The organism is Mycolicibacterium sp. CBM1, assembly GCF_054073305.1.
In genome coordinates this window covers 1-23,807 of sequence record NZ_JBSXPP010000031.1, presented here as the reverse complement: position 1 = coordinate 23,807, position 23,807 = coordinate 1, and the positions used below count along the sequence as shown (strand labels likewise).

Sequence of the window (23,807 nt, the reverse complement as noted above, 5' to 3'; positions counted from 1 at the left end):
GCCCGATCACCCGAGTCACCACACAAAGACCAGTTCAGGGTCGTCATGGCCGAGACAGCCAGACAAAGTGCGGGGGTCTCGCCGCCATATCCGCCAGCCGATCCTGCGGCCGACCCAACCGTCATCCGACGCATCCGACGCATCCACGGCCGCGCGCGCATGTCAGATACGACTCCCGGGAGTCTGAACATCTGCACAGAGGTTTGCCACAGCCGCTTGCCCACATTGCTACGATACGAATTTCGTGGTGTTACAGGTGGTGGTACATAAGGTCGGGAGCAACCATGGCTGCAAAGCACCGGACGACGAGTCGGCAGATGAGTGCAGCGCAAGCCACGCCGGCCAGCCGGCATGCCTCGAGCTACGGCAGGATCGCTATCTGGCTCGGTGCAGGCGCCGTGACCGTCGGTGTCTGCGCGTCGCTGCCGGCGGGCGTCGCCAGCGCCGACTCCACTTCGGCCGACTCCGGATCCGGAGACTCCGCCTCATCGAGCCACTCCGCGCGCGCCCGATCCAGCACGACCTCGAAGGCGGCCACCACACAGCCGGCCAACAGCAAATCAGCGAGTTCCACCGTCGGGGACAGTAGCGGTCGAGCTACAGCGCACTCCGCGCGCACCACCGCAGGGCGGTCCGCCACCGTATCGGCTGCCGAGACCGATCAAGCCAGCACGGCGACCACGTCGACAACGACAACGGCCACGACAACGGCCACGGGCACGGCCGCGACAACGACAGCAGTCCAAGCCGCCGCCACCTCGGCGGAATCCACTACGACGGCGAGCAGTGCACAGGCAGCGACATCGGTAACGACGCAGGCGAACGATTCGTCCACCACTCCGCCCAACCTCACCCTCACCGACATCATCGGCGCCATCGTTGCGTACGCCCAGACAGCCGGCGGCTCTAATCCGTACCCGATAAGCCTGTCGGACATCATCACCGCGCTCGTCACCAACAGTTGGCAAGGTCGCCCGATAGTCGGCAACGGCGTCGACGGAACAGCGACGAACCCGGACGGCGGGGCCGGCGGGTGGCTGCTCGGCAGTGGCGGCGCGGGCTATTCGTGGACAGATGCGACGTGCACCAACAGCGCCGGCTGCGTCGGTGGCACCGGCGGCAGTGCCGGACTGATCGGCAACGGCGGCAACGGCGGCAACGGCGCAAACGGCGGCAACGGCGGCAACGGCGGATCGGCGATCTTGTTCGGCGCCGGTGGAAGCGGCGGAAGCGGCGGGACCAACACCACCGGTGGTGCCGGTGGGAACGGCGGAGCCGGCGGCACCGGCGGATTGATCGGCGGTATGGGCGGCAACGGTGGCAACGGCGGCGATGGCGCAACGGGCGGCAACGGCGGCGCAGGGGGATCCGTCATCAGCTTTGGGTTCGGCTACTTCACCGGCAGCTACCACCCCGGCAGCGTTATCGGCGGCACCGGTGGGACGGGCGGCAACGGCACGAGCGGAGCTGGCGGCAACGGCGGCGCAGGGGGCACTGCCGACCTCTCGAGTGATCCGTTGTGGGACTACTTGCTGACGGTGGCCAACCTGCTGACCGGAATCGCATCCCCAGGGGCGGCAATCGGCGGCGCAGGCGGTGCCGGTGGCACCGGCACCACGACCGGCGGCGCAGGCGGGATCGGCGGGTCGGCCTACAACTACAGCCTCGGCAACTCGGTCGGCGGCAACGGCGGCGCCGGCGCCGACGGTGTCGACGCGGGGGGTAGCGGAGGAACTGGCGGAACCGCCTGGGCGGCAACCGGTTCGGCCACCAACGGCGTCGACGGAAGCAACGGAACTCCGTAGCGGACCGGCGACACCGCTCGGGGTTCAAACATCCAAACGGGCGAACTGCTTGCGCTGGTAAAGATCCACACTGGCCGCCCTTCTGACCTTGCCACTGGTAGTGACCGGAATCGAACCCGGGCCGACCAACACCAAATCCGAGACGGCGATGCCGTGTGAGTTGGAAATGGCCGCGGTGACATCGCGTTTGATGCTCTCGAGCTTCTGCTTCACTTCTTCGTCGGAGTCGCCGCGCTTCCTGACTTCCATGACGACGACAAGCCTCTCCACCCCGTCGTCCGGAACGCCGATCGCGACACACCGGCCGCCCGAGATCTCGGCGACCGTCGCCTCGATGTCGTCGGGAGCGTGATTGCGGCCGTAGATGATCAAGAGATCCTTGATACGGCCGACCACGAACAATTCACCCTCGGAGATGAAGCCGACATCACCGGTCCGCAGCCAGGGCCCCGCGGGAGTACCCACCGTCGGCTCGACGATCGTGGCACCGAATGTTCGCGCCGTCTCCTCCGGCTTCTCCCAATAGCCCACGCTGACATTGTCGCCGTGGCACCAGATTTCACCGGTCGTCGCTTCCGGAACCTCGGTATGGCTGTCGGGGTCGACGATGCGCAGGACCGGCGAGCGCGGACTGATGGGGCCGTCATAGCTGACCAGTGGTGTCCCGCTGGTCTCGGCACATCGCTTGGCGTGGCCCGCGGTCAGCGCCTCGGTGTCGAAGTGGACGACCTTGATCGGATCCGCGGGTTTCGGTGTCGACATGTATAGCGTGGCCTCCGCCATCCCGTAAGACGGCTGGATCACCGTCTCCCGGAGATTGAAACGAGCGAACCGATCGGTGAAGCGCTTAATCGTGGCGGGCTGAACTCGCTCGGCACCACTCTGGATGGTGTGCACACCACCGAGATCGAGTCCGGCCATGTCCTCGTCGGAGGTCTTTCGCGTTGCCAGTTCGAAAGCAAAATTCGGTGCCGCCGTGAACGCACACGGATTAGTGGCCAGTAATTGCATCCAGCGGGCCGGCCGCACGAGGAAGGAGGCCGGGCTGGTGAGCACCGCGGTCGTTCCCAACACGATCGGCGAGCACACCCCCAGGATCAGACCCAGGTCGTGGAAAAACGGCAGCCACGATACGAATGTCAGATCCGGCGGAGTAATTCCGGCGTGCCGCGAATAATCCGTCGTAATTTGCTGCAAATTAGCGAAAAGATTCTTGTACGAAATCATCACCCCGGCAGGCGAACGAGTGGAGCCGGAGGTGTACTGCAAATAGGCGGTGGCCTGCTCGTCGTCGGTCTCATACATCGCGGCACGGCCCGACCTCGCCGGTGCGTCGAGATCCAACAGATCGACCTCGATCAGGGCCGGCGGAGCCTGTTCGGCTGGCGGCACGATGCTCTTGCTTACCTCGGCCACTACCGCCGATGTCGTGAGAACGACGGTTGGGCAAGCATCGCGCAGTACCGAATCCACCCGCTCGTCGGTCACCCCACCCATGGGAACCGACAACGGAACCGGAATAACTCCGGCATGCAGGCAGCCGAGAAAAGCAACGATGTATTCCAAACCCTGCGGGGCGACGATCATGGCACGGTCGCCCGGCGCCGCAGAGAGGCTAATTTCCCCGGCGGCGTTGGCCACCCGCCGATACAACTGGGGCCAAGTCAAACTTATCGGGACTCCGGCCCAGTCCTGGTCGTAGTCGATATAGGTGAAAGCCGTGTCGTCTGGCTGCAGGCTGGCGCGCTCGCGTAGCAGGGCCGGAATTGATGCCTCGATCGCCTGTGTCACGCGAAGCAAGTTATCAGGACGCGTCACCGCAGCACCTTCGAACACACAAGTTAGGGACAGCATCGGCACGCCGACATACGCCGCGCCGATTCGGCCACCGACTGCGCACACTAGGACACCTGGTTGCGCATAATCGCGAATCCGGCAAACATGCCCCGAGACGGTGCTTCTACGTCAATAATTGGCCTGCCTGGGTTGGGGGACCAGAACGTGCGTGACGCAACGGACCGACCACGGAATCGTTGCTCTGAGAAGACGGGATGGTTTCATTCGGTGCGATCGATGATCGGCCAGGCGGCTTCGACTCGGCGAATCCCGCGGCCCCTATGAGCACCACACGAACCATCCCCGTTGCCGTCATCGGCATGGCCTGCCGGCTTCCCGGTGGGATCGACTCCCCGGAACAACTCTGGGAAGCGCTGCTGCGGGGCGCGGATCTGGTCACCGAAGTGCCGCACGACCGTTGGGACAGCGACGAGTACTACGACCCCGAAACGGGCGTGCCCGGTCGGACGGCGTCGAAGTGGGGCGCGTTCCTCGACGACGTGGCCGGCTTCGACCACGAGTTCTTCGGTGTCAACGAGCAGGAGGCAGCCGCCCTCGATCCGCAACACCGGCTGCTGTTGGAAACCTCCTGGGAGGCCATGGAGCATGCCGGGCTCACACCGGAAGCGGTGCGCGATTCGCTCACCGGCGTGTTCACCGGCCTGACGCACTACGACTATCAGGTCGTTTCCGCCGAATGTGACGCCATGGTGGGGCCATACGGCTTCTCGGGCAACACCTTCAGCATGGCGGCCGGGCGCATTGCCTACAGCCTCGGTGTCCACGGCCCCGCGATGGCCGTCGACACGGCCTGCTCGTCCGGGCTGCTGGCTGTCCACCTGGCCTGCCGCAGCCTGATCGACGGCGAGAGCGACCTCGCGCTGGCCGGCGGAGCCTACGTGATGCTCGATCCGCGCAAATACGTAGCGGGAACCGCGGCTGGCCATCTCTCCCCAACGGGACGCTGCCGCGCCTTCGATGTCGCGGCGGACGGCTACGTCGGCGGCGAGGCATGCGCCATGGTGCTAGTCAAGCGGCTGCCGGATGCAGTACGTGACGGCGACCGGATCCTCGCGGTCATCCGGGGCACGGCGGCCAACCAGGACGGCCACACCGTTAACATCTCCACGCCGTCGACAGCCGCCCAGACGTCGGTCTACCGATCGGCGCTCGGCGCAGCCGACATCGATGCCGCCAGCATCGGCATGGTCGAGGCCCACGGTCCCGGAACCCCCGTCGGTGATCCCATCGAATACGCCAGTCTCAGTGCGGTGTACGGCCTCGACGGGCCGTGTGCAATCGGGTCGGTGAAGACCAATTTCGGCCATTCTCAATCCGCCTCCGGCGTCGTCGGCCTGATCAAGACCGTTCTCGCCGTGCAACACGGTGCGGTACCGCCCAACCTGCACTTCACCCGGCTACCCGACGACATCGCCCGCATCACGACGAATCTCTTTGTGCCCCGGGAGACCACGCCATGGCCGACCGCCGACGGGCATCCGCGTCGCGCGGCGGTGTCCTCGTACGGATTGTCCGGGACAAATGTCCACGCCATCGTCGAGCAGGCGCCCGAATCGGTTCGAACACGGGCGCCAGCTGCCGAATCCAAAGCCGCACCGGCAACCCCTCTGCTGTTCGCCTTATCGTCCACCTCCGCAGATGAACTGCGCCGCACCGCCGGCCGGCTCGCTCAGTGGCTGCAGGCCCATAACGACGTGGAACTGCCTGATCTCGCCTACACCCTGGCGCGTCGGCGCGCGCACCGCCCGGTCCGCACCGCCGTGCACGCCAGTAGCCGGGCCGAACTGATCGAGGCACTGTTCGCTGTCGCCGACGACTCGGGCGACGCCGCCCCATATCACCCGGCGCTCGGAGCCGACGACCGCGGACCGGTGTGGGTGTTCTCCGGACAGGGCACGCAGTGGGCCCGGATGGGCGCCCAACTGCTCGCGACCGAACCCGCTTTTGCCACAACAGTCGCCCAGATCGAACCGCTGGTCGCGGCGGAGTCCGGCTTCTCTGTTACCGAGGCGATGACCGCGCCGGCGATCGTGATGGGTGACGCCCAGCTGCAACCGACGCTGTTCACCATGCAGGTAGCGATGGCGGCGGCAATGAAGGCATACGGTGCACGTCCCGGTGCCGTCATCGGACATTCGATGGGTGAGGTGGCGGCGGCGGTGGTCGCCGGTGCCCTCTCACTTGAGGACGGGGTGCGGGTGATCTGCCGACGTTCGCGTCTGATGTCACTCATCGCCGGGTCCGGCATCATGGCTTCGGTGGAACTGCCTGCTAAACAGGTGCTTTCGGAGTTGACGCTGGCGGGTAGCAAGGATGTCGTCGTCGGCGTGGTCGCCTCGCCACAGTCCACGGTGATCAGCGGTGCGACCGACGCCGTTCGCGAACTGATGACGACGTGGGAACAACGCGACCTGATGGTCCGTCAATCGGTCATCGACGTCGCGGCGCACTCCCCCCTGGTCGATCCGATCCTCGACGAACTCGCCCAGGTCCTCGCCGACATCAGGCCGATGACGCCGGAGGTGCCGTTCTACTCGGCGACGGGATTCGACCCGCGCGAGGAACCCGTGTGTGACAGCAAGTACTGGGTGCGCAACCTTCGCCACACCGTCCGGTTCGCCGCGGCGGTACGCGCGGCGTTGGAGGACGGCCACCGGGTGTTCGCCGAGTTGGCGCCGCATCCGATGCTCATTCACGCCGTGGAGCAGACCGCCGCCAGTCTGGGCGCGCCGCTTGCCGCATTCGCCGGCATGCGCCGTGAACAGCAGCTGCCACGAGGCCTGCGGGGCCTGGTCGCCGATCTGCACAGCGCGGGTGCCGCGATCGACTTCTCCGTCCTGTATCCGGACGGACGACTTGTCGACGCACCCCTGCCCACGTGGACCCACCGGCGACTGTGGCTGGACCATCAGGGCCGGGACTCTATGGCGCAGAGCGGTTATACCGTCGAGGTGCACCCTCTGCTGGGCCCGCACGTGCGTCTACACGAAGAGCCCGAGCGCCACGTCTGGCAGGGCGAAGTCGGCACCGAGGCCCAGCCCTGGCTCGGCGAGCACACGATCCTTGATGTCGCCGTGCTCCCTGGGGCGGCCTACTGCGAGATGGCCCTGGCGGCCGCACGTTCCATGTTGGGCGCAGCCGCCGAGGTACGCGACATTCGCTTCGAGCAGGCACTGCTGCTGGATACACAGACCGCGATCGGGGTGACTGCGGAGTTCGTGTCGCCTGGAGTGGCCGAATTCGTCGTTCAAGCGGATCAGGCCGGCGCACAGATACGTCAGGCCCGTGCGGTCCTGCACGCCGCAGAGGATGTGCGGCCGAACGCGTACGACCTCACCGCACTCTTGGCCGCCCATCCACGCCTCGGTCTCGGTGCCGACGTCCGCGCCGGCCTCGACCAGCGCGGAATCCAGTGCGGCCCGGCGTTCTCCGGCCTAGGAGACGTCCACATCTCCGACGACGCCGCCAGCTCTGTTCTCGCCGAAGTCGCGCTGCCTAGCCAGATCCGACGGCAGCAGGGCGCCTACTGCGTACACCCCGCACTGTTAGACGCCTGCTTCCAGGCACTGACGGCGAGTCCGCAAGTCGCGGCCGTGAGCGGCGGCATGCTGGGATTGCCACTCGGCGCCCGGTGGATGCGCCTGCACGAATCCACCCGCAACGCCCACTACTGCTATGTGCGGATCACCCATGTCGACGCCGCTGCGGTCGAAGCCGACCTCGACCTGCTCGATCAGCACGGGTCGGTTCTCCTGCAGATACAGGGATTACGCTGCGGTACAGGTGAATCCGAGCAAGCGCAGCAGGACCGGATCCTCAGCGAGCGGTTGCTGAGCATCGAATGGCAGCAACGACAGCTGCCAGAGCCGGAAAGTCACGCCACCGGGACCTGGCTGCTGATCAACATCACCACAGATGGACTCGGCTCGGCGCTGTCCGACGCTTTGGAAGCCCAAGGGGCACAGTGCAGGACGATGTCGTGGCCGGCGAATGTCGACCACACCCTCAGCGCCGGGCAGTTGGCCGAACACCTGCACTCCGGGGACGTCACCGGCGCGGTGATCCTGACCGGCCCCGTCAGCGGCAACTCCGATGAGCCGTCAGCGCTCGCCGGCCGTGACCACGTGCAGCATATGGCCCGCATCGCCCGCGAGTTGTCGACGACATCCGGTCACCTGCCACACCTGTTCGTCGTGACCCGCGGCGCCCAGACCGTTCTGGACACCGACGTCGTCAACCTCGAGCAGGGCGGCCTGCGGGGCCTGATTCGGGTGATCGGCACCGAACACCCGCACCTGCGCACCACACAGATCGATGTCGATGAGGACACCAGCGCCCACCAACTGGCCCGGCACCTGCTCAGTGGAACCGACGAAGACGAGACCGCCTGGCGGGTCGGCGCGTGGTACGCCGCGCGTCTACGACCGGCGCCGCTGCGTCCCGACGACCGGCGGACCGCCCCTGCCGACAACGCCGTCTCCGGTATGCGGCTGCAGATCCGGGTGCCGGGTGACCTCGAGACACTGGAACTGGTTGCCTGCGAACGTATCGCGCCGGGTCCGGGTCAGATCGAGGTCGCGGTCACGGTGTCCAGCATCAACTTCGCCGACGTACTCGTCGCGATGGGCCTGTTCCCGGCCATCGATGGTGGCTTGCCCGAACTCGGCATGGACTTCGCCGGTGTGGTCACCGCGGTCGGCCCCGATGTCACCGACCATCGCGTCGGTGACCGCGTCGGCGGGTTCTCCGGCAACGGGTGCTGGGGCACATTCGTCACCTGCGACGCCCGGCTGGCCGTCACGCTACCGGCCGTCCTCACCGATCATCAGACGGTTGCGGTGGCCACCGCAACCGCAACCGCGTGGTACGGCCTGCACGACCAAGCCCGTATCCGCCCGGGCGACCGGGTGCTGATCCACTCCGCAACCGGCGGCGTGGGGCAGGCCGCCATCGGGGTCGCGCGCGCCGCCGGAGCAGAGATCTTCGCCACCGCGGGCAGCGAACAGCGGCGACAGATGCTGCGCGACATGGGGATAGCGCACGTCTACGATTCGCGCAGCACCGAGTTCGCCGACCAGATCCGCCGCGACACCGATGGCTACGGCGTCGACATCGTGCTCAACTCCCTGACCGGTGCGGCCCAACGGGCCGGGTTCGAGCTGCTCGCGACCGGCGGCCGGTTCGTCGAGATCGGCAAACGCGACGTGTACGGCAACAGCCGGCTGCCGATGTTCCCGTTCCGGCGCAACCTCACGTTCTGCTACGTGGACCTGGCGCTGATGTCGCTAAGTCACCCCCACCGCGTAGGCGAGCTGCTACGCACCGTGTACCGGCTGGTGGCGGACGGTGAATTGCCGACAGCCGCATACCGCGAGTACCCGTTGGCCGATGCCGCCACCGCTATCCGGGTGATGGCTGCGGCGCAGCACACCGGCAAGCTGTTGCTCGACATTCCCCGCACCGGGGTCAGCACGGTGGTCGTGCCACCGCAGCATTCCGATCCCTTCCGCCACGACGGTGCCTACCTGGTGACCGGAGGCCTCGGCGGCCTCGGACTGTTCCTCGCCGAGAAGATGGCCATCGCCGGCTGCGGGCGCATCGTGTTGACGTCGCGGTCACAGCCCACGCTGAAGGCGCTGGAGACGATCGAACTGATCAGGGCGATGGGCGCCGACGTCATCGTGCACTGCGGTGACATCGGCGACCCCGCGACGGCCCAGCGAATGGTCGAGGCAGCCACCGCGACCGGATTACCCGTTCGGGGCGTGCTGCACGCCGCGGCGGTGATCGAGGACGCCACCCTGGCCTCGATCACCGAGGAGCTCATCGAGCGGGACTGGGCGCCCAAGGTTTACGGCGCCTGGAATCTGCATGCCGCCACCATCGATCAGCCGTTGGACTGGTTCTGCTCGTTCTCCTCGGCAGCCGCACTGGTCGGTGCGCCCGGACAGGGCGCCTATGCCGCTGCCAACAGCTGGCTCGACGCCTTCACCCGTTGGCGCCGGGCCAAGGGATTACCGGCCAACTCGATCGCCTGGGGCGCCTGGGCCCAAATCGGGCGAGCCACCGAACTCGCCGAGAGCATCGGTGTCGCCATCGCCCCCGATGAAGGCGCGCACGCACTCGATGTGCTCTTGCGTCACGACCGCGCCTACACCGGCTACGCGTCAGTGATTGGTACCACGTGGTTGGCCGCATTCGCCCAACGCAGCCCCTTTGCCGAGGCGTTCAAGGCCGTCGGGAAGGGCCCTACGGGCACCAGCAAGCTGCGCGCGGAGCTCGGCGAGCTGCCGCGCGACGAGTGGCCCAGCCGGCTGCGACGTCTGATATCCGACCAGGTGAGCCTGATACTGCGTCGCAACATCGAGCCGGACCGACCGCTTTCCGAGTACGGGGTCGACTCGTTGGGTGCCCTCGAGTTGCGAACCCGCATCGAAGCAGAGACAGGTGTCCGGCTGACCGCCGGTGACCTTGCCGTCGGCACCGTTCGCGGTCTGGCGGAGTTGTTGTGCGAGAAGCTCGCCCCCTCGAAGAGCGATGCGTCCGCGTAGGCGGCATGCGGCACGGATCAGCGATCTGGGAGGGCGATGATTTTGGAGGGCGATGATTTCGGAGGGCGATGAACGCCGTTCTTAGAGTGACCGGTCTGGGGTTGGGTCAGATCGTGGCGATCGGCTTGCTGGTGTTCTTGCCGGCAGGCACCGTCGACTACTGGCAGGCATGGCTGTTCCTGTTGGTGTTCGCGCTCGCGGCCTGGCTGCCGAGTATCTATCTCCAGATCACGAATCCCAGTGCGCTGCAACGACGGATGCGCAGCGGCCCGGCGGCCGAGGGCCGGACGGTGCAGAAGGTCGTTATGGCGGCTCTATACGGATCGCTGGCGGCGATGTGCGTGGTGAGCGGACTGGACCGCCGATTCGGTTGGTCGTCGGTACCACCGGCGCTGTCAGTGGCCGGCGACGTCCTGGTCGCCGCGGGCCTGGCCGTGGTGTTGCTGGTGGTCATCCAGAACAGCTACGCCTCGACGACCGTGCAGGTGGAGGCCGGCCAGCAAGTGGTTAGTACCGGACTCTACGGAATGGTGCGCCACCCTATGTACACCGGCAATGTGCTGATGTTGGTGGGCCTGCCGCTGGCACTCGGGTCCTACTGGGCTTTGGTGTTCGTCATGACCGGCGTGGCTGTTCTCGCTGCACGCATCCGCGACGAGGAGAAGTTGCTCGGCGATGAATTGGACGGCTACCGCGCCTACACCCAGCAGGTCCGCTCCCGGCTCATCCCGCACATGTGGTGACGCCACGAGTTCCCCTCATCCATCACCGAGTCGACGTCGGTTTCGAGAAAGTCAGCTGATCTCATGACGGATCTGCAGGTGCGTAAGATGCGCTTCGGCTTCGCCGACGAGCCCGTTCCATTCGTGTGGAACGCCACCGACCCGGCCTTCTCCTGCGCGGGCAACATGTTGTCGTTCCTGTTTCTCGCCATCGAGAAGATGATCAGCGCCACTGTCCACGAGGCCATGCCGCTGATCACCGACCCGCAGGTCGCCGAGGAGGCGATGGCCTTCGTGCGGCAAGAGGGCCAGCACAGCATGGCGCATCGCCAGCACGCGAAAGGACTGATCAAGGCCTACCCGGCGCTTCAGCAGACGTTGGACGAGATGATGGCGACCTACGACGACCTGACCGCGAACACACCGGTCAAATATCGGTTGGCCTACATCGCGGACCTCGAGGCCACCTTCACACCGACGTTCACGATGATGCTCAACCATGCCGACTCGTTGTTCGAGCCCGGCGACGATCGGGTGGCGTCGTTGTTCCTGTGGCATTTCGTCGAGGAGATCGAGCACCGCAGCTCCGCGCTCATCATCTACAACGCTGTCGTGGCCGACCCGTGGTACCGCATGCGGGTAGCGCCATCGGTGTTCCAGCATGGCCTGGAAGCCATTGTGAAAGCGGCGAACAGCTTCAACGAGAACATTCCACTCGAGGAACGGAAGGTCGACGCGACGTCGATGTTCGGCAGCCCGGGTCTGAAAGTGAGAATGGCGCAGCGGTTTCCCTCTTTGCGGCGATACCGCCCATTCGACATTCCCGACAACGGGCCGATCCAGAAGTTCTATCCGCACATCCCGCTTCGGGTTCAGGCGCGCGCGGCCCTCGGTGTCATCCGCAGCCAGATTCCGGGCCACGATCCCGCCCGACACAAACTTCCCCCCCTCGCTGCGCAGTGGCTCGACCGGTACGAAGCAGGCTACGACGTCACCCGGTGGTACACCGCAGCGAACAGCGACGCCGCACGGGGCTGACCCGAGGTCTAGCTGAGTTCCCGGCTCAGTTCCCGCACTGTCGGCGCGCCCAACAGCGTGGCCAAGTTCAGCGAATTGCCCAGTGCGGCGCGGATCGTGCCGATCAGCCGCATTGCCGACAGCGAGTCGCCGCCCAGGTCGAAGAACGAGTCGTCGACCCCGACGCGCTCGATACCGAGGACCCGAGAGTAGATGTCGCACAGCGATCGTTGAGCCTCGGTGGCCGGGGCGGCGTAGGCCGGGCGCTCGACGATTGCCGGCGCCGGGTCGGTGTCCGAGGTGTGCGGGACGGCGAGCCGCGCGCCCGGATCGGTGGCCATCGTGGCGAGCACCCGCTCGAACTGCCCGATCAGCGCCGCGATGCGGTCGTCGTCGAACACGTCTGTGCGGTACTGGATGCGTAGATCCAACTCGCTGCCCGGGACCGCTTGAATCGTCAATGGATAGTGGTAGTAATCGCGACTTGTCACGTCGGTGACGGATAGCCCGTCCGCCCCCGAGAGCAGGGAGATATCGGTCGGGTAGTTCTCGTAAACGAAGACAGTGTCGAAAAGCTGCTGCAGGCCGGTGATCCGCTGGATCTCGTGCAGACCCAGGTGTTCGTGTTCGATCGTCTGGCTCCGACCGTCCCGCAGCAGGTCGATCAGGTCGGCGACGGTGTGCCCGGGTGCGACGCTCACGCGTAACGGAACCGTGTTGATCAACAGTCCCACCATCGAATCTGTGTCCGTCATGTCGGCCGGGCGCCCGGCGACCACGACGCCGAACGCGATGTCGCGACGACCGGTGATCGACATCAGAAGTTGCGTCCAGGCCGCCTGCAACACGGTGCTGACGGTGGTCTGGCGTGAGCGCGCCAATTCCTGCAGTGCCGAGGTGATCTCCGCAGAGACCCGCACCGCGGTTACACGTCGCGGGCCCACCGCCCGCCGATCCGGTCTGCCGACCAGAGTCGCAGTGTCGAAGCCCGCCAACACCTCTCGCCACGCGCATCGAGCGGCTTGCACATCACGTTCGGCCAGCCAGCTGACGAACCTGCGATAGGGCACCGGCGCGGGGAGTCGCTGCCCGTAGTAACCGGCGAACACCTCACCCAACAGCACCGACAGCGACCAACCGTCCAGCAGGATGTGATGGTTGGTCAGAATCAGCCGGTGTTGGCCGGAGGCGATCCGGAACAGCGTCGCCCGAAAAGCCGTCTGCCCGCTCACATCACACACTGCGGCGCGTTCGGCCGCGCACAGATGTGCGATCTGCTCCTCGCGGTCGGGTACATCACCGCTGAGGTCGACGTAGTGCCACGGGATCACCGGGTCGGCCGGAATGACCTGGACCGGTTCGTCGAAACACAGTGCCGGGTCCTGCACGCCGGCCGTATCGCAGAAGCGCGCCGCCAGGTTCGGGTGACGTTGGACCGCAGCCTGAACGGCCTCCTGCAGGCGGTACCGGTCGAGGCGACCGGTCAGCGTGACGCCCATCTGTACGGCATACACATCGTCGCCGACGCTGTGTGCGACCTGGGCGTGGAACAGCAATCCCTGCTGCAGCGGGGTCAACGGCAAGACGTCGGCCACCTCGTGGGCTCGGCAGATTTCGTCGAGCTGGCGCTGAGTCAGCCTGGCGGGCGCGATGTCCGACGGCGTCAACCCGCCACCGCCGCCGTGTACGTGCGCGCACATGCCGGCAAGCGCGTCGAACCACAGCCCGGACAGCCGGGTGACCTGAGCGTGGTCCAACGCCGAGAGCGCCCACGTCCAGCCGGCCCGCAGCCGCGGGCCGTCAAGGGTCTCCACGGTGCCGGCATTGAGCTCGACGGTGTGCATCAACGGCATCGGGACGGCCGAGGCAGGACCGGTGACCTTCCAGCCGTCTTCGCGGATCTCCCAGATGTCGCCGGAGACCTGGCCTCCCCCCGCACCCATCCGGCCGAGGTAGTTGAAACCGATCGTCGGGTCGGAGCCGGTCAGATCGACGTCGTGGTTGAGGTAGCGCAGCAGGCCGTAGGTCAGGCCGTCCGGAGCAGCGCGAAGCTGTTCCTTGGCGTCCTTGATGATCGCGCCGAGACCCGCGTCGCCGGCGAGCACCTGTCCCCACTCCAGCGGATGCACCGCGAGCGACACAGGGTACTTGGTGGTAAACCAGCCGACCGTGCGAGAGAGATCGACGATGTCGGTATCACCGGCGCCGACAGCAGCGAGCTCTTCCTGACGACCGTGGCCCTCGGCGTCGATGACGACGGGTGCGCCCGCCGTTCCGAGGAATTCGGTCAGCGCCATCCCGAACGCGATCAACAGGATGTCGTTGATCCCGGCGTGGAATGCCGCCGGCACCTCGCCGAGCAGCATTCGGGTGGTCTCGGGGTCGAGTTCCACCGACAGACTGCCGGCATTGGCGTAGGTGTCCAGCGCGGGTTGGACGGCAGGCAACGGCGCGGGCAACGACGCGACTTCCTGCCAGTAGTGCAGCTGTCCGGTGACGTCGGGGTGGTAGGCGTGCTCGGCCAGGGTGGCCGCCCATTGCGCGAACGATGTCCGTGGCGCGGGCAGTTCGATCTGCTGTCCCCCGTGCAGCTGAGCCCAGGCAAGGTTGAAGTCCTCGACCAGGATCCGCCAGGACACGCCGTCGACGGCCAGGTGATGCACGATCATCAACAGTTGGCCGGTGGGCACCGCCCACAGCGCGCTGACCATCGCGCCCGACGCGGGGTCCAGCCGTGAGCGGGCCTGCGCCACCACTTCGTCAGAGAGCACGTCGACGGTCTGCAGGCAGTTGCGGGCGTCGACCGATTCTGGTTCCGGTACCGTCAGCGACCAGTTTCGGACACCCCTTGGCTCGCCATGGTCGTCAACGCGCAGACGCAACATGGCGTGCCGATCCAGTACGGCTTGGAGCACCAGCAGAACGTCGTCCTCGGTCACCCCGACCGGCGCCTGGATCAACACCGTCTGGTTGAACTGATCCACTGGACCGTCGACGTTTTGCAGCCATTGCATGATCGGTGTCGCGGGCAGCGTTCCGACCCCGTCGTCGATCACGTCGGCATCGTCGCCGGCGACGGTTGCGACCCGGGCGAGTCCGGCGACCGTCTGTTCGACGAAGATGTCGCGCGGCCGGCAGAGCACGCCGGCCGCCCGGGCGCGCGCGACCACCTGCATCGACAGGATGCTGTCGCCGCCCAGCTCGAAGAACGATTCGTCCACGCCCACCCGTTCCAGACCGAGGACCTGGGCATAGATGGCGGCCAGGATCTCCTCCACCGCGTCCGAGGGAGCACGGTAGGAGTCGGCATGGTGATAGTCGGGCGCCGGTAGTGCGCGGGTGTCCAGCTTTCCGTTGACCGTCAGTGGCAGCGTTTCGATCGGTACCACCGCCGACGGAACCATGTAAGACGGCAACCGATCGCCGAGGGCGGCACGCGCGGCGGCCGGGTCCACCTCCCCGGTCACGTACGCCACCAGACGCTTATCGCCGGGCCGGTCTTCACGAGCGATCACCACCGCCTGCGCGACACCGTCCAATTCGCTGAGCGCGGACTGGATTTCGCCGAGCTCGATCCGATACCCACGGATCTTGACCTGTTCGTCGGAGCGGCCCATGTAGCGCAGCTCACCATCGGCCCCCCAGCACATCAGGTCACCGGTGCGGTACATGCGCGCGCCGGGCTCTCCGAACGGGCACGCCACGAAACGGGTTGCCGACAGCCCGGCTCGGCCGATGTAGCCGTCGGCGAGGCCGGCTCCGGCCACGTACAACTCCCCGACCACCCCGGGCGCGACCGGACGCAACAGCGTGTCGAGGACGAAGAAGGCGAGGTGGCCCAGCGGCACACCGATCGGGCTTACGGGGCTGCCCGCGTCACCTGCCACGATCTCCCGGAACGACGCGTGCACCGTCGTCTCGGTGATGCCGTACATGTTGATCAAGCGCGGCGAGCCCGGAGGATGATTCTCCAACCAGGGTCGCATCCGTTGCGGCTCAAGAGCTTCACCGCCGAATACCACCGCGTCGAGGTGCAACCGCGCGGCCAGCTCCGGGTGCGTCGCGTCAGCGGCCTGCAAGGCATAGAACGCCGATGGAGTCTGGCTCAGAATTTCCACGCGCTCGTGGACAAGGAGGGCATGCAGATCCTCCGGTGACCGCACCACCGCGTCGGGGGCCACGACCACACGGCCGCCGTAGAGCAGTGCGCCCCAGATCTCCCACACCGAGAAGTCGAAAGCCAGGGAATGACACTGCGACCACGCTTTGCCGGCCAGGTCCATGTCGGTGTCCAGGGTGTGCAGCAGGCGAATCACGTTGCGGTGCGGGATCGCCACACCCTTGGGGGTCCCCGTCGTACCCGAGGTGTAGATGACGTAGGCGGTGTCGTCGGCGCACGGACCCGTCAGCACCGTGTCGCGATCAGGCGCGATCAACTGCAGTTCGTCGAAGTCTATGACCGAAAGATCTTGGCCGTAAAGCTGTTCGGCCAATGCGGCAGTGGTGACGGCGGCAATCGGTTTGGCATCACCGAGTACGAACTGCCGCCGCGCCTCTGGCACCGAGGGGTCGATCGGCACATAGGCGGCACCGGTCTTGACCACCGCCACCATGGCCACGATCGCGTCGGCCGAGCGCGGCAACAACAGCGCCACCCGCTGCCCGGGCCGGGCGCCGCGGCTGGCCAACACGCGCGCCGCGCGGTCAGCGGCCGCGTCGAGCTCGCGATAGGTCAGCGACGCACCCTCGAAGGTCACCGCGGGTGCGTCGGGGGTCCCGGCGGCCTGCGTCGCGAACATCGAGGCGATCGATTCCGGACTGCGTGCGGCAGCCGCCAACGCCGCACAGTTGCCGACCTGGTCGAGCCGGGCATGCTCGGCGGCATCGAGGACATCCACCGACGACATCGACTGAGCCGGGTCGGTGGTCATCGCCTCCAGCACCCGCTGCAGCCGGTCGACGAGCGCCTGGATGCTGTCCGGGTCGAACACGTCGGTGCGGAATTCGACACCGCCACCGATACCGGCGGGCTCCCCCGCGTCGTCCCACCGCTCGGCCAGGTTGAAAGTCAGGTCCATGCGGGCCGTCTCGGTGTCCACCGCCATCGGCGCCACCCGCAATTCGCCCAGGGACAAGCCAGCGGCGTCACTGTCCTGCCAGCCGAAGTTCTGCCAGGCCAGCACCACCTGCACCAACGGGTGATGCGCCATACTGCGGGTCGGCTTGAGCCGCTCCACCAACACCTCGAACGGCACATCCTGATGCTCGTAGGCAGCCAGGCTTCGCCGGCGTACCTGCGCCAGCACGTCGACGAAGCTGGGATTGCCCGTCAGGTCGACGCGCAGCACCAACGTGTTGACGAAGAATCCCACCAGCTCGTCCAGAGCGGCATGACCGCGCCCGGCGATCGGGAACCCAACTCCCACATCGTTGCTGGCGCTCAGGGTCGACAGTAGGACGGCGAGCGCCGTCTGCAACACCATGAAACTGGTCGCATTGTGCTCACGGGCCAACCGTGCGACCTGCTGTTGCAACGCGGCCGGCCAGTCCACTTCCAGCCGGGCGCCGCGGTAGTCGGCGACCACGGGATACGGTCGGTCGGTGGGCAGCTGAAGCTGCTCCGGCATGCCGGCAAGCATGTCTTCCCAGTAGGCCAGCTCCGCCGAGATCCGACTGTCGCTGTCGGACAGATCCCCCAGAACACGACGCTGCCAAAGCGTGTAGTCGACATACTGCACCGGCAGTTCCACCCAGGCAGGTGCCTCGGCCGAGGACCGGCTGGCATAGGCGACGCCCAGATCGCGAACCAGCGGTGCGATCGACCAGCCGTCTGCGGCGATGTGGTGCACCACGGCCACCAGCACGTGCTCATCGTCGGCAAGCCGGAATAGCTTGGCCTGCATCGGGATTTCGGCGGCCAGGTCGAACGAGTACCGCACCTCCGCGCCGATGGCGTCGAATAACGCGGCTTCCGACCAGCCCGCGGCATCCACCACGGCCCACCCGAAGTCGGCCGGCCCGGCGGGCACGACCAGCTGGTGCGGGACACCGTCGACTGCCGGGAAGCGGGTACGCAGGCTTTGTTGACGGTCCACCACGTCGACCAGGGCCGCACCCAACGCGTCGGCGTCCAACTCACCGTGCAGCCGTAGGGCTACCGGGAGGTTGTAGATCGGGGACGGTCCTTGGAGTTGGTCGACGATCCACAAGCGATTCTGGGCGAAGGACAGCGGCACGATGTCGGGCCGGCTGCCGGCGACCAGCGGCCGGGAATCCACCTCACCGCCGCTGATCCGGGGTGCCAGCTGGGCAATGGTGGGCGCCTCGAACATCACCCGGACCGCGAGTGACGACCCAAGGCTGTTGTTGACCGCCGTCACCAAGCGCATCGCCGACAGCGAATCCCCGCCTAGGTCGAAGAACGAGTCGTCCACCCCGACGCGGTCGATACCCAGCACCTGGGCGAAAATCCCCGCGAGGATCTCTTCGGTGGGATTGCTTGGCGCGCGGTAGATTTCGGTGTCGTGATAGTCGGGCGCCGGCAGCGCCCGCCGGTCGAGCTTGCCGCTGACCGTCAGCGGCAACGCGGACAATTCGACCACGGCAGCGGGAACCATGTAGGCCGGCAGCCTCTCCGCGAGCGCGACACGGACCTTGACCGGGTCCGCGGTGCCGGTGATGTAGCCGACCAGGCGCGGGTCGCCGGGGCGGTCTTCTCGGGCGATGACCGCCGCCTGCTCGACACCGTCGAGCCCGGCCAACACGGCCTGGACCTCACCGGGCTCGATCCGGTAGCCGCGGATCTTGACCTGCTCGTCGGCGCGCCCGAGGTACTGCAACTGCCCGTCGGACCGCCACCGCACCAGGTCGCCGGTGCGATACATGCGGGTACCGGGTCCACCGAACGGACAGGCGAGAAAGCGCGACGCCGTCAGGGCAGTGCGGCCGATGTAGCCGACACCGACACCGCGGCCTGCCACGTACAACTCGCCGACCACACCCTCCGGCACCGGCCGCAACCGTTCGTCGAGGACGAACAGTGCAGCCGTCGGGGGCGGCGCACCGATCGGCACCGCATCGCCCACGTTCAGGGGTGCACTCATCGAGGCGTACACCGTGACCTCGGTGGGGCCGTAGGCGTTGATCACGATCCGGCCGGGCGCCCACTGCTCCACCACTTCCGGCGGGCATGCCTCGCCACCGAGCAGCAGGGCCACCGACTCCAGCCCCTCGGGGCGCAGAGCGGCCACCGCCGACGGCGTTTGGGTCAGGACGTTGACGTGCTCGCCGACCAGTAGCGCATGGAATTCGTCCGGTGCGCGGACGACCGGGTCGGGCACCACGACCAGCCGTCCGCCGCCGAGCAGTGCGGCCCAGATCTCCCACACCGAGAAGTCGAACGCATAGGAGTGACATTGGGTCCAAACCGGATCGGCCGGCAGATCCGGGTGGGCCGAGTCCGCGAGGTGCGCCAGGTTGCGCTGGCTCAGCGCAACACCTTTGGGAGTACCCGTCGTACCGGACGTATAGATCAGGTAAGCGATGTTGTCCGGCGACGGGGCAGGCAGAGCCGTGCTGGGCTGGCTCTCGGCGACCACCGTGTCGCCGTCGATGATCGTCAGGTTGTGGCCGTGCAGCCGTGAGCGCAATCCCGCGGTGGTGACCACGGCGACCGGTGCGGCATCGCCGAGCATGAACTCGATCCGCGCCTCGGGCAGGGCCGGGTCCATCGCCAGGTAGGCCGCACCGGTCTTGAGTGCGGCCAGCATGGCCACGACGGCGTCGGCGGATCGTTCCATCAATATGCCCACGCAGGAACCGGCCCCGACACCCGCGTCGGTAAGTACGTGCGCCATCCGGTTGGCGGCCTCGTCGAGTTCGCGGTAGGTCATCGACACGTCGCCGTACGTCAGCGCGACGGCCTGCGGTGCCCGAGCGACCTGCGCGTCGAACAGCTCCGGAACCGACACGTCCGGTACGGCCCCTGCCAGCACCGAACGGTTACCCATCTGGTCGAGGCGGGCACGCTCGGCGGAGTCGACGAGGTCGATCGAGGACACCGCCCGGGTGGGGTCGGTGGTCATCGCGACCAGTACCCGCTCCAACCGCTGGACGAGCGTCTCGATGCTCGCTGCGTCGAAGACGTCGGTGCGGAATTCGACCATGCCGCCGATCCCGGTGGGCTCACCGGCATGGGTCCAGCGTTCCGCCAGCGAGAAGGCCAGGTCGACGCGCGCGGTGTGGGTGTCGAGCGGGAGCTGGGTGACCTTCAGGTCACCCAGCGCGAGCGCGATGTCTTCGCTGGTCTCACCGGGCAGGTTCTGCCAAGCCAGCATCACCTGCACCAGCGGATGGTGGTTGAGCGAGCGGGTGGGGTTGATTCGCTCGACGACGGCTTCGAACGGCACGTCTTGGTGCTCATAGGCGGCGAGACTGCGGGTACGCACCTGAGCGAGGAGGTCGGCGACGGTGGGGTCACCGCCCACGTCCACGCGCAACACCAATGTGTTGACGAAGAAGCCCACCAACGCGTCAAGGGCGGGGTCGGTGCGCCCGCCGATGGGGAATCCCACCGCCACATCGGTAGTGCTGCTGAGCTTGCTCAGCAGCAAGGATAGGGCGGCCTGCACGACCATGAAACTGGTCGCGTTGTGTTCGCGGGCCACCTGCGCGATTCGCTGTTGTAGCTCGATGGGCCATTGCCATCCGATGGTCGCGCCACGCTGGTCCGCCACCGGCGGGTAGGGCCGGTCGGTGGGCAACTGCAATCGCTCGGGCATACCCGCCAGCGCCTCTTGCCAGTAGTCCAGCTGCGCGGCGATCAGACTGTTGCCGTCGTCCAGGTCACCGAACTGTGCACGCTGCCACAGCGTGTAATCGACATACTGCACCGGCAATTCGGCCCAGACGGGATCCAGTCCCGCAGACCGGCAGACATACGCCACTCCGAGGTCCTGCACCAGGGGGCCCATCGACAGGCCGTCGGCGGCGATGTGGTGGGCCACGGCCACCACCACGTGGTCGTCGTCGCTGACGCGGAACAGCCGCGCCTGCATGGGAATCTCGGCAGCCAGGTCGAATGCGTGCAGCGCAACCGCATTGACCGCTTCGTCGAGCTGGGCTTGCGACCAGCCGCTCGCATCGATGACGTCCCAGCCGAAGTCGGCCTCCTCGGCGGGCACCACGACCTGCTGCGGCACGCCATCGGGTGCGGCGAACCTCGTGCGCAGGCTTTCGTGCCGGCCGACCACGTCGGCGAGCGCAGTACCCAGTGCTTCGGCGTTGAGCGGCCCCTTCAGTCGAAGCCCCACCGCCATGTTGTAGGTCGGCGACGGACCCTGCAGCTGGTCGAGGAACCACAGCCGGTTCTGGGAGAACGACAGCGGGATCACCGCGGGCCGTTCCATCCGCTCCAACGACTTCAGCCGGTCGTCATCTCCGCCGATCCGCGGTGCCAGCTGGGCGACCGAGGGCGCCTCGAACAACGTACGCACCGAAAGATGAGTGTTCAGAGCGGCATTCACTGCGGCGATCAGGCGCATCGCCGACAGCGAATCCCCGCCCAGGTCGAAGAACGAGTCGTCGACGCCGACCCGATGCAGCCCCAGGGTCCTGGCGTAGACGCCAGCCAGGATTTCCTCGACGGCGTTGCTGGGTGCTCGGTAGGAGTCCGAGTCGGCGAATTCGGGTGCGGGCAGAGCCCGCCGGTCCAGCTTGCCGTTGACTGTCAGCGGCAACGCGTCGATCACGATGATCGCGGCCGGAACCATGTACTCCGGCAGTCGTTCGGCCACCACGGCGCGCGCCGCAGCGGCATCCACCGAACCGGTGACGTAGCCCACCAGGCGCTTGTCGCCTGGGCGGTCCTCGCGGGCGATCACGACCGCCTGCTGGACTCCGCGCACCTGCGCCAGCACCGCCCGCACCTCGCCGAGTTCGATGCGGTAACCGCGGATCTTGACCTGCTCGTCAGCGCGGCCCACGTAGCGCAACTCACCGTCAGCGCCCCACCACACCAGGTCGCCGGTGCGATACATGCGCATCCCCGGCGCCCCGAACGGGCAGGCGACGAACCGCGCCGACGACAGTCCCGGTCGCCGCCAGTATCCCAGACCGGCTTGCGGCCCAGCCACATACAGGTCACCGACGACACCGGCCGGCACCGGGCGCAGCCACTGGTCCAGGACAAAGAACGCCAGGTCGGCGAGCGGGCCACCGACCGGGCTCACATCGCTGCCGGTGTCGCCGTCGACAATCTCGCGGAACGACGCGTGAACCGTGGTCTCGGTCGTGCCGTACAGGTTCAGCAGCCGCGGGGCACCGGGGTGGCTGTCCAACCAGGTCCGAAGGCGCTGTGGCTCAAGCGCTTCACCCGCGAAGATCACCGCGTGCAGGTTGAGCTGCCTGCCGACCTCCGGCTGCAGCGCATCCGCGGTTTGCAGTGCGTAGAACGCTGACGGCGTCTGCGACAGGATGGTGACTCCCTCGGCCGCCAGCAGGGCGTGGAATTCCTCCGGTGCGCGAGCCGCCGACTCGGGCACGACCACCAATCGGCCGCCGTACAGCAGCGCGCCCCACATCTCGCAGACCGAGACGTCGAAAGCCAGCGAATGCCATAGTGACCAAACCTGTTCGGCCATATCGATCTTGGCGCTCATGGCGTCGAGCAGTCGGGTCACGTTCTGATGCGTGATGGCCACGCCTTTCGGCACACCGGTGGTACCCGAGGTGTAGATCAGATAAGCGATATCGTCGGGCGTCGGGCCGGATAGCGCCACACTGGGTTGGCGCGAAACGTCGGGGTCGCCGGCGTCGATGATGGAAAGGTCCTGCCCCGCCAGCCGCTGGGCCAGTTCGGGGTTGGTGATCGCAGCCACCGGTGCGGCATCATCGAGCACCAGCTGCATGCGTGCCGACGGCGCGGCCGGATCGATCGGAACGTAGGCCGCGCCGGTCTTGAGCACCGACAGAATCGACACGATCGCTTCCGCCGACCGGGGTAGCAACACCGCCACCCGCTGACCCGGCCCAATCCCCCTGCCGGCCAACAGATGCGCAAACCGGTTGGTGGCCTCATCCAACTCGCGATACGTCCAGGACCGGCTCCCCCACGTGAGCGCCATCGCCTCTGGAGCGCGCGCCACCTGCGCGGCGAACAGCGCCGGGATCGAGGGGGCCGCCGGCGCGGGGCGAGTCAACGCGGCCCGGTTACTCCACCGATCCAGATCACCCTGTTCGACACCGCCGAGCAGAGTGATCGAGGACAGCGGCTTTGCGGGATCGGCGATCATCGCGGCCAGGACCCGCTCGAGCCGCTCGATCAACGACGCGACTGCGGCCGCGTCGAATACCTCGGTGTCGTACTCCACCCGCAGCGTCAGCTCATCGCCGGGAATGGCTTGCACCGACACCGGGTAGTGGTTCGTTTCGTGGTGGCTGAAGTCGGTGATAGCCAATCCGTCGGCGCCCGACAATCGCGCCGCATCGATCGGGTAGTTCTCGTAGACGAAGAACGTGTCGAACAGATGATCCTGACCAAGCACCCGATGAATCTCACTGAGCGCCAGATGCTCATGATCCAACGTCCGGACATGATCGTTCTGCAACTGCGTCAACAACTCGACGGTGGTCGTCGACGCCCAAATCCTCGCTCGTACCGGCACCGTATTGATCAACAGACCCACCATCGAGTCCGCACCCAACACCTCATCAGGCCGCCCCGACACCGTCGTACCAAACGCCACATCGCACCGACCCGTCAGCGACATCAACACCCGCGCATACGCCGCCTGCAACACCGTGCTGACCGTCGTCTGACACGACCGCGCCAACTCCCCCAACGCCCGCGTGGTATC

General features: G+C 66.9%; 5 protein-coding genes and 1 pseudogene. 4 read left to right on the top strand and 2 right to left on the bottom strand.

What is annotated here, in order from left to right; genetic code table 11:
- Window positions 1–953 precede the first annotated feature (953 nt).
- Window positions 954–1,790: pseudogene (locus ACXDF8_RS25630) on the top strand (PGRS repeat-containing protein); the annotation flags it as partial.
- Between the two features lie 39 nt (window positions 1,791–1,829).
- Here the strand turns inward: ACXDF8_RS25630 and ACXDF8_RS25625 are convergent.
- A complete protein-coding gene (locus tag ACXDF8_RS25625) occupies window positions 1,830–3,623 on the bottom strand; it encodes an AMP-binding protein (RefSeq protein ID WP_457226073.1) in 1,794 nt (597 codons plus the stop codon).
- Window positions 3,624–3,922: 299 nt separating this feature from the next.
- On the opposite strand from ACXDF8_RS25625, the gene pks2 reads away from it, so the two are divergent.
- The 3 genes from pks2 (at window position 3,923) to ACXDF8_RS25610 (ending at window position 11,973) form a co-directional block, all read left to right on the top strand.
- Window positions 3,923–10,213 carry a sulfolipid-1 biosynthesis phthioceranic/hydroxyphthioceranic acid synthase gene (gene pks2 / locus ACXDF8_RS25620; protein ID WP_457226072.1) on the top strand — a complete coding sequence of 2,097 codons (6,291 nt, stop codon included), beginning with the start codon at window positions 3,923–3,925 and terminating at the stop codon, window positions 10,211–10,213.
- Between the two features lie 68 nt (window positions 10,214–10,281).
- Entirely contained in the window at window positions 10,282–10,956 is a 675-nt protein-coding gene (locus tag ACXDF8_RS25615; protein WP_457226071.1) for a methyltransferase family protein, read from the top strand.
- A gap of 63 nt (window positions 10,957–11,019) precedes the next feature.
- The gene (locus ACXDF8_RS25610) at window positions 11,020–11,973 is read left to right on the top strand and encodes a metal-dependent hydrolase (protein ID WP_457226070.1); all 954 of its coding nucleotides are present in this window, start codon (window positions 11,020–11,022) and stop codon (window positions 11,971–11,973) included.
- An 8-nt stretch (window positions 11,974–11,981) separates the two neighbouring features.
- On the opposite strand, the gene ACXDF8_RS25605 is transcribed toward ACXDF8_RS25610, so the two are convergent.
- Window positions 11,982–23,807 (bottom strand): non-ribosomal peptide synthetase (locus ACXDF8_RS25605; RefSeq protein WP_457226069.1); only part of this gene is annotated, 11,826 nt, incomplete at its 5' end.

Bases quoted from the DNA above. Each gene is read 5' to 3' on its own strand.
- pks2 (WP_457226072.1), top strand. From the start codon at position 3,923: ATGAGCACCACACGAACCATCCCCGTTGCCGTCATCGGCATGGCCTGC.
- ACXDF8_RS25610 (WP_457226070.1), top strand. From the start codon at position 11,020: ATGACGGATCTGCAGGTGCGTAAGATGCGCTTCGGCTTCGCCGACGAG.
- ACXDF8_RS25615 (WP_457226071.1), top strand. From the start codon at position 10,282: ATGAACGCCGTTCTTAGAGTGACCGGTCTGGGGTTGGGTCAGATCGTG.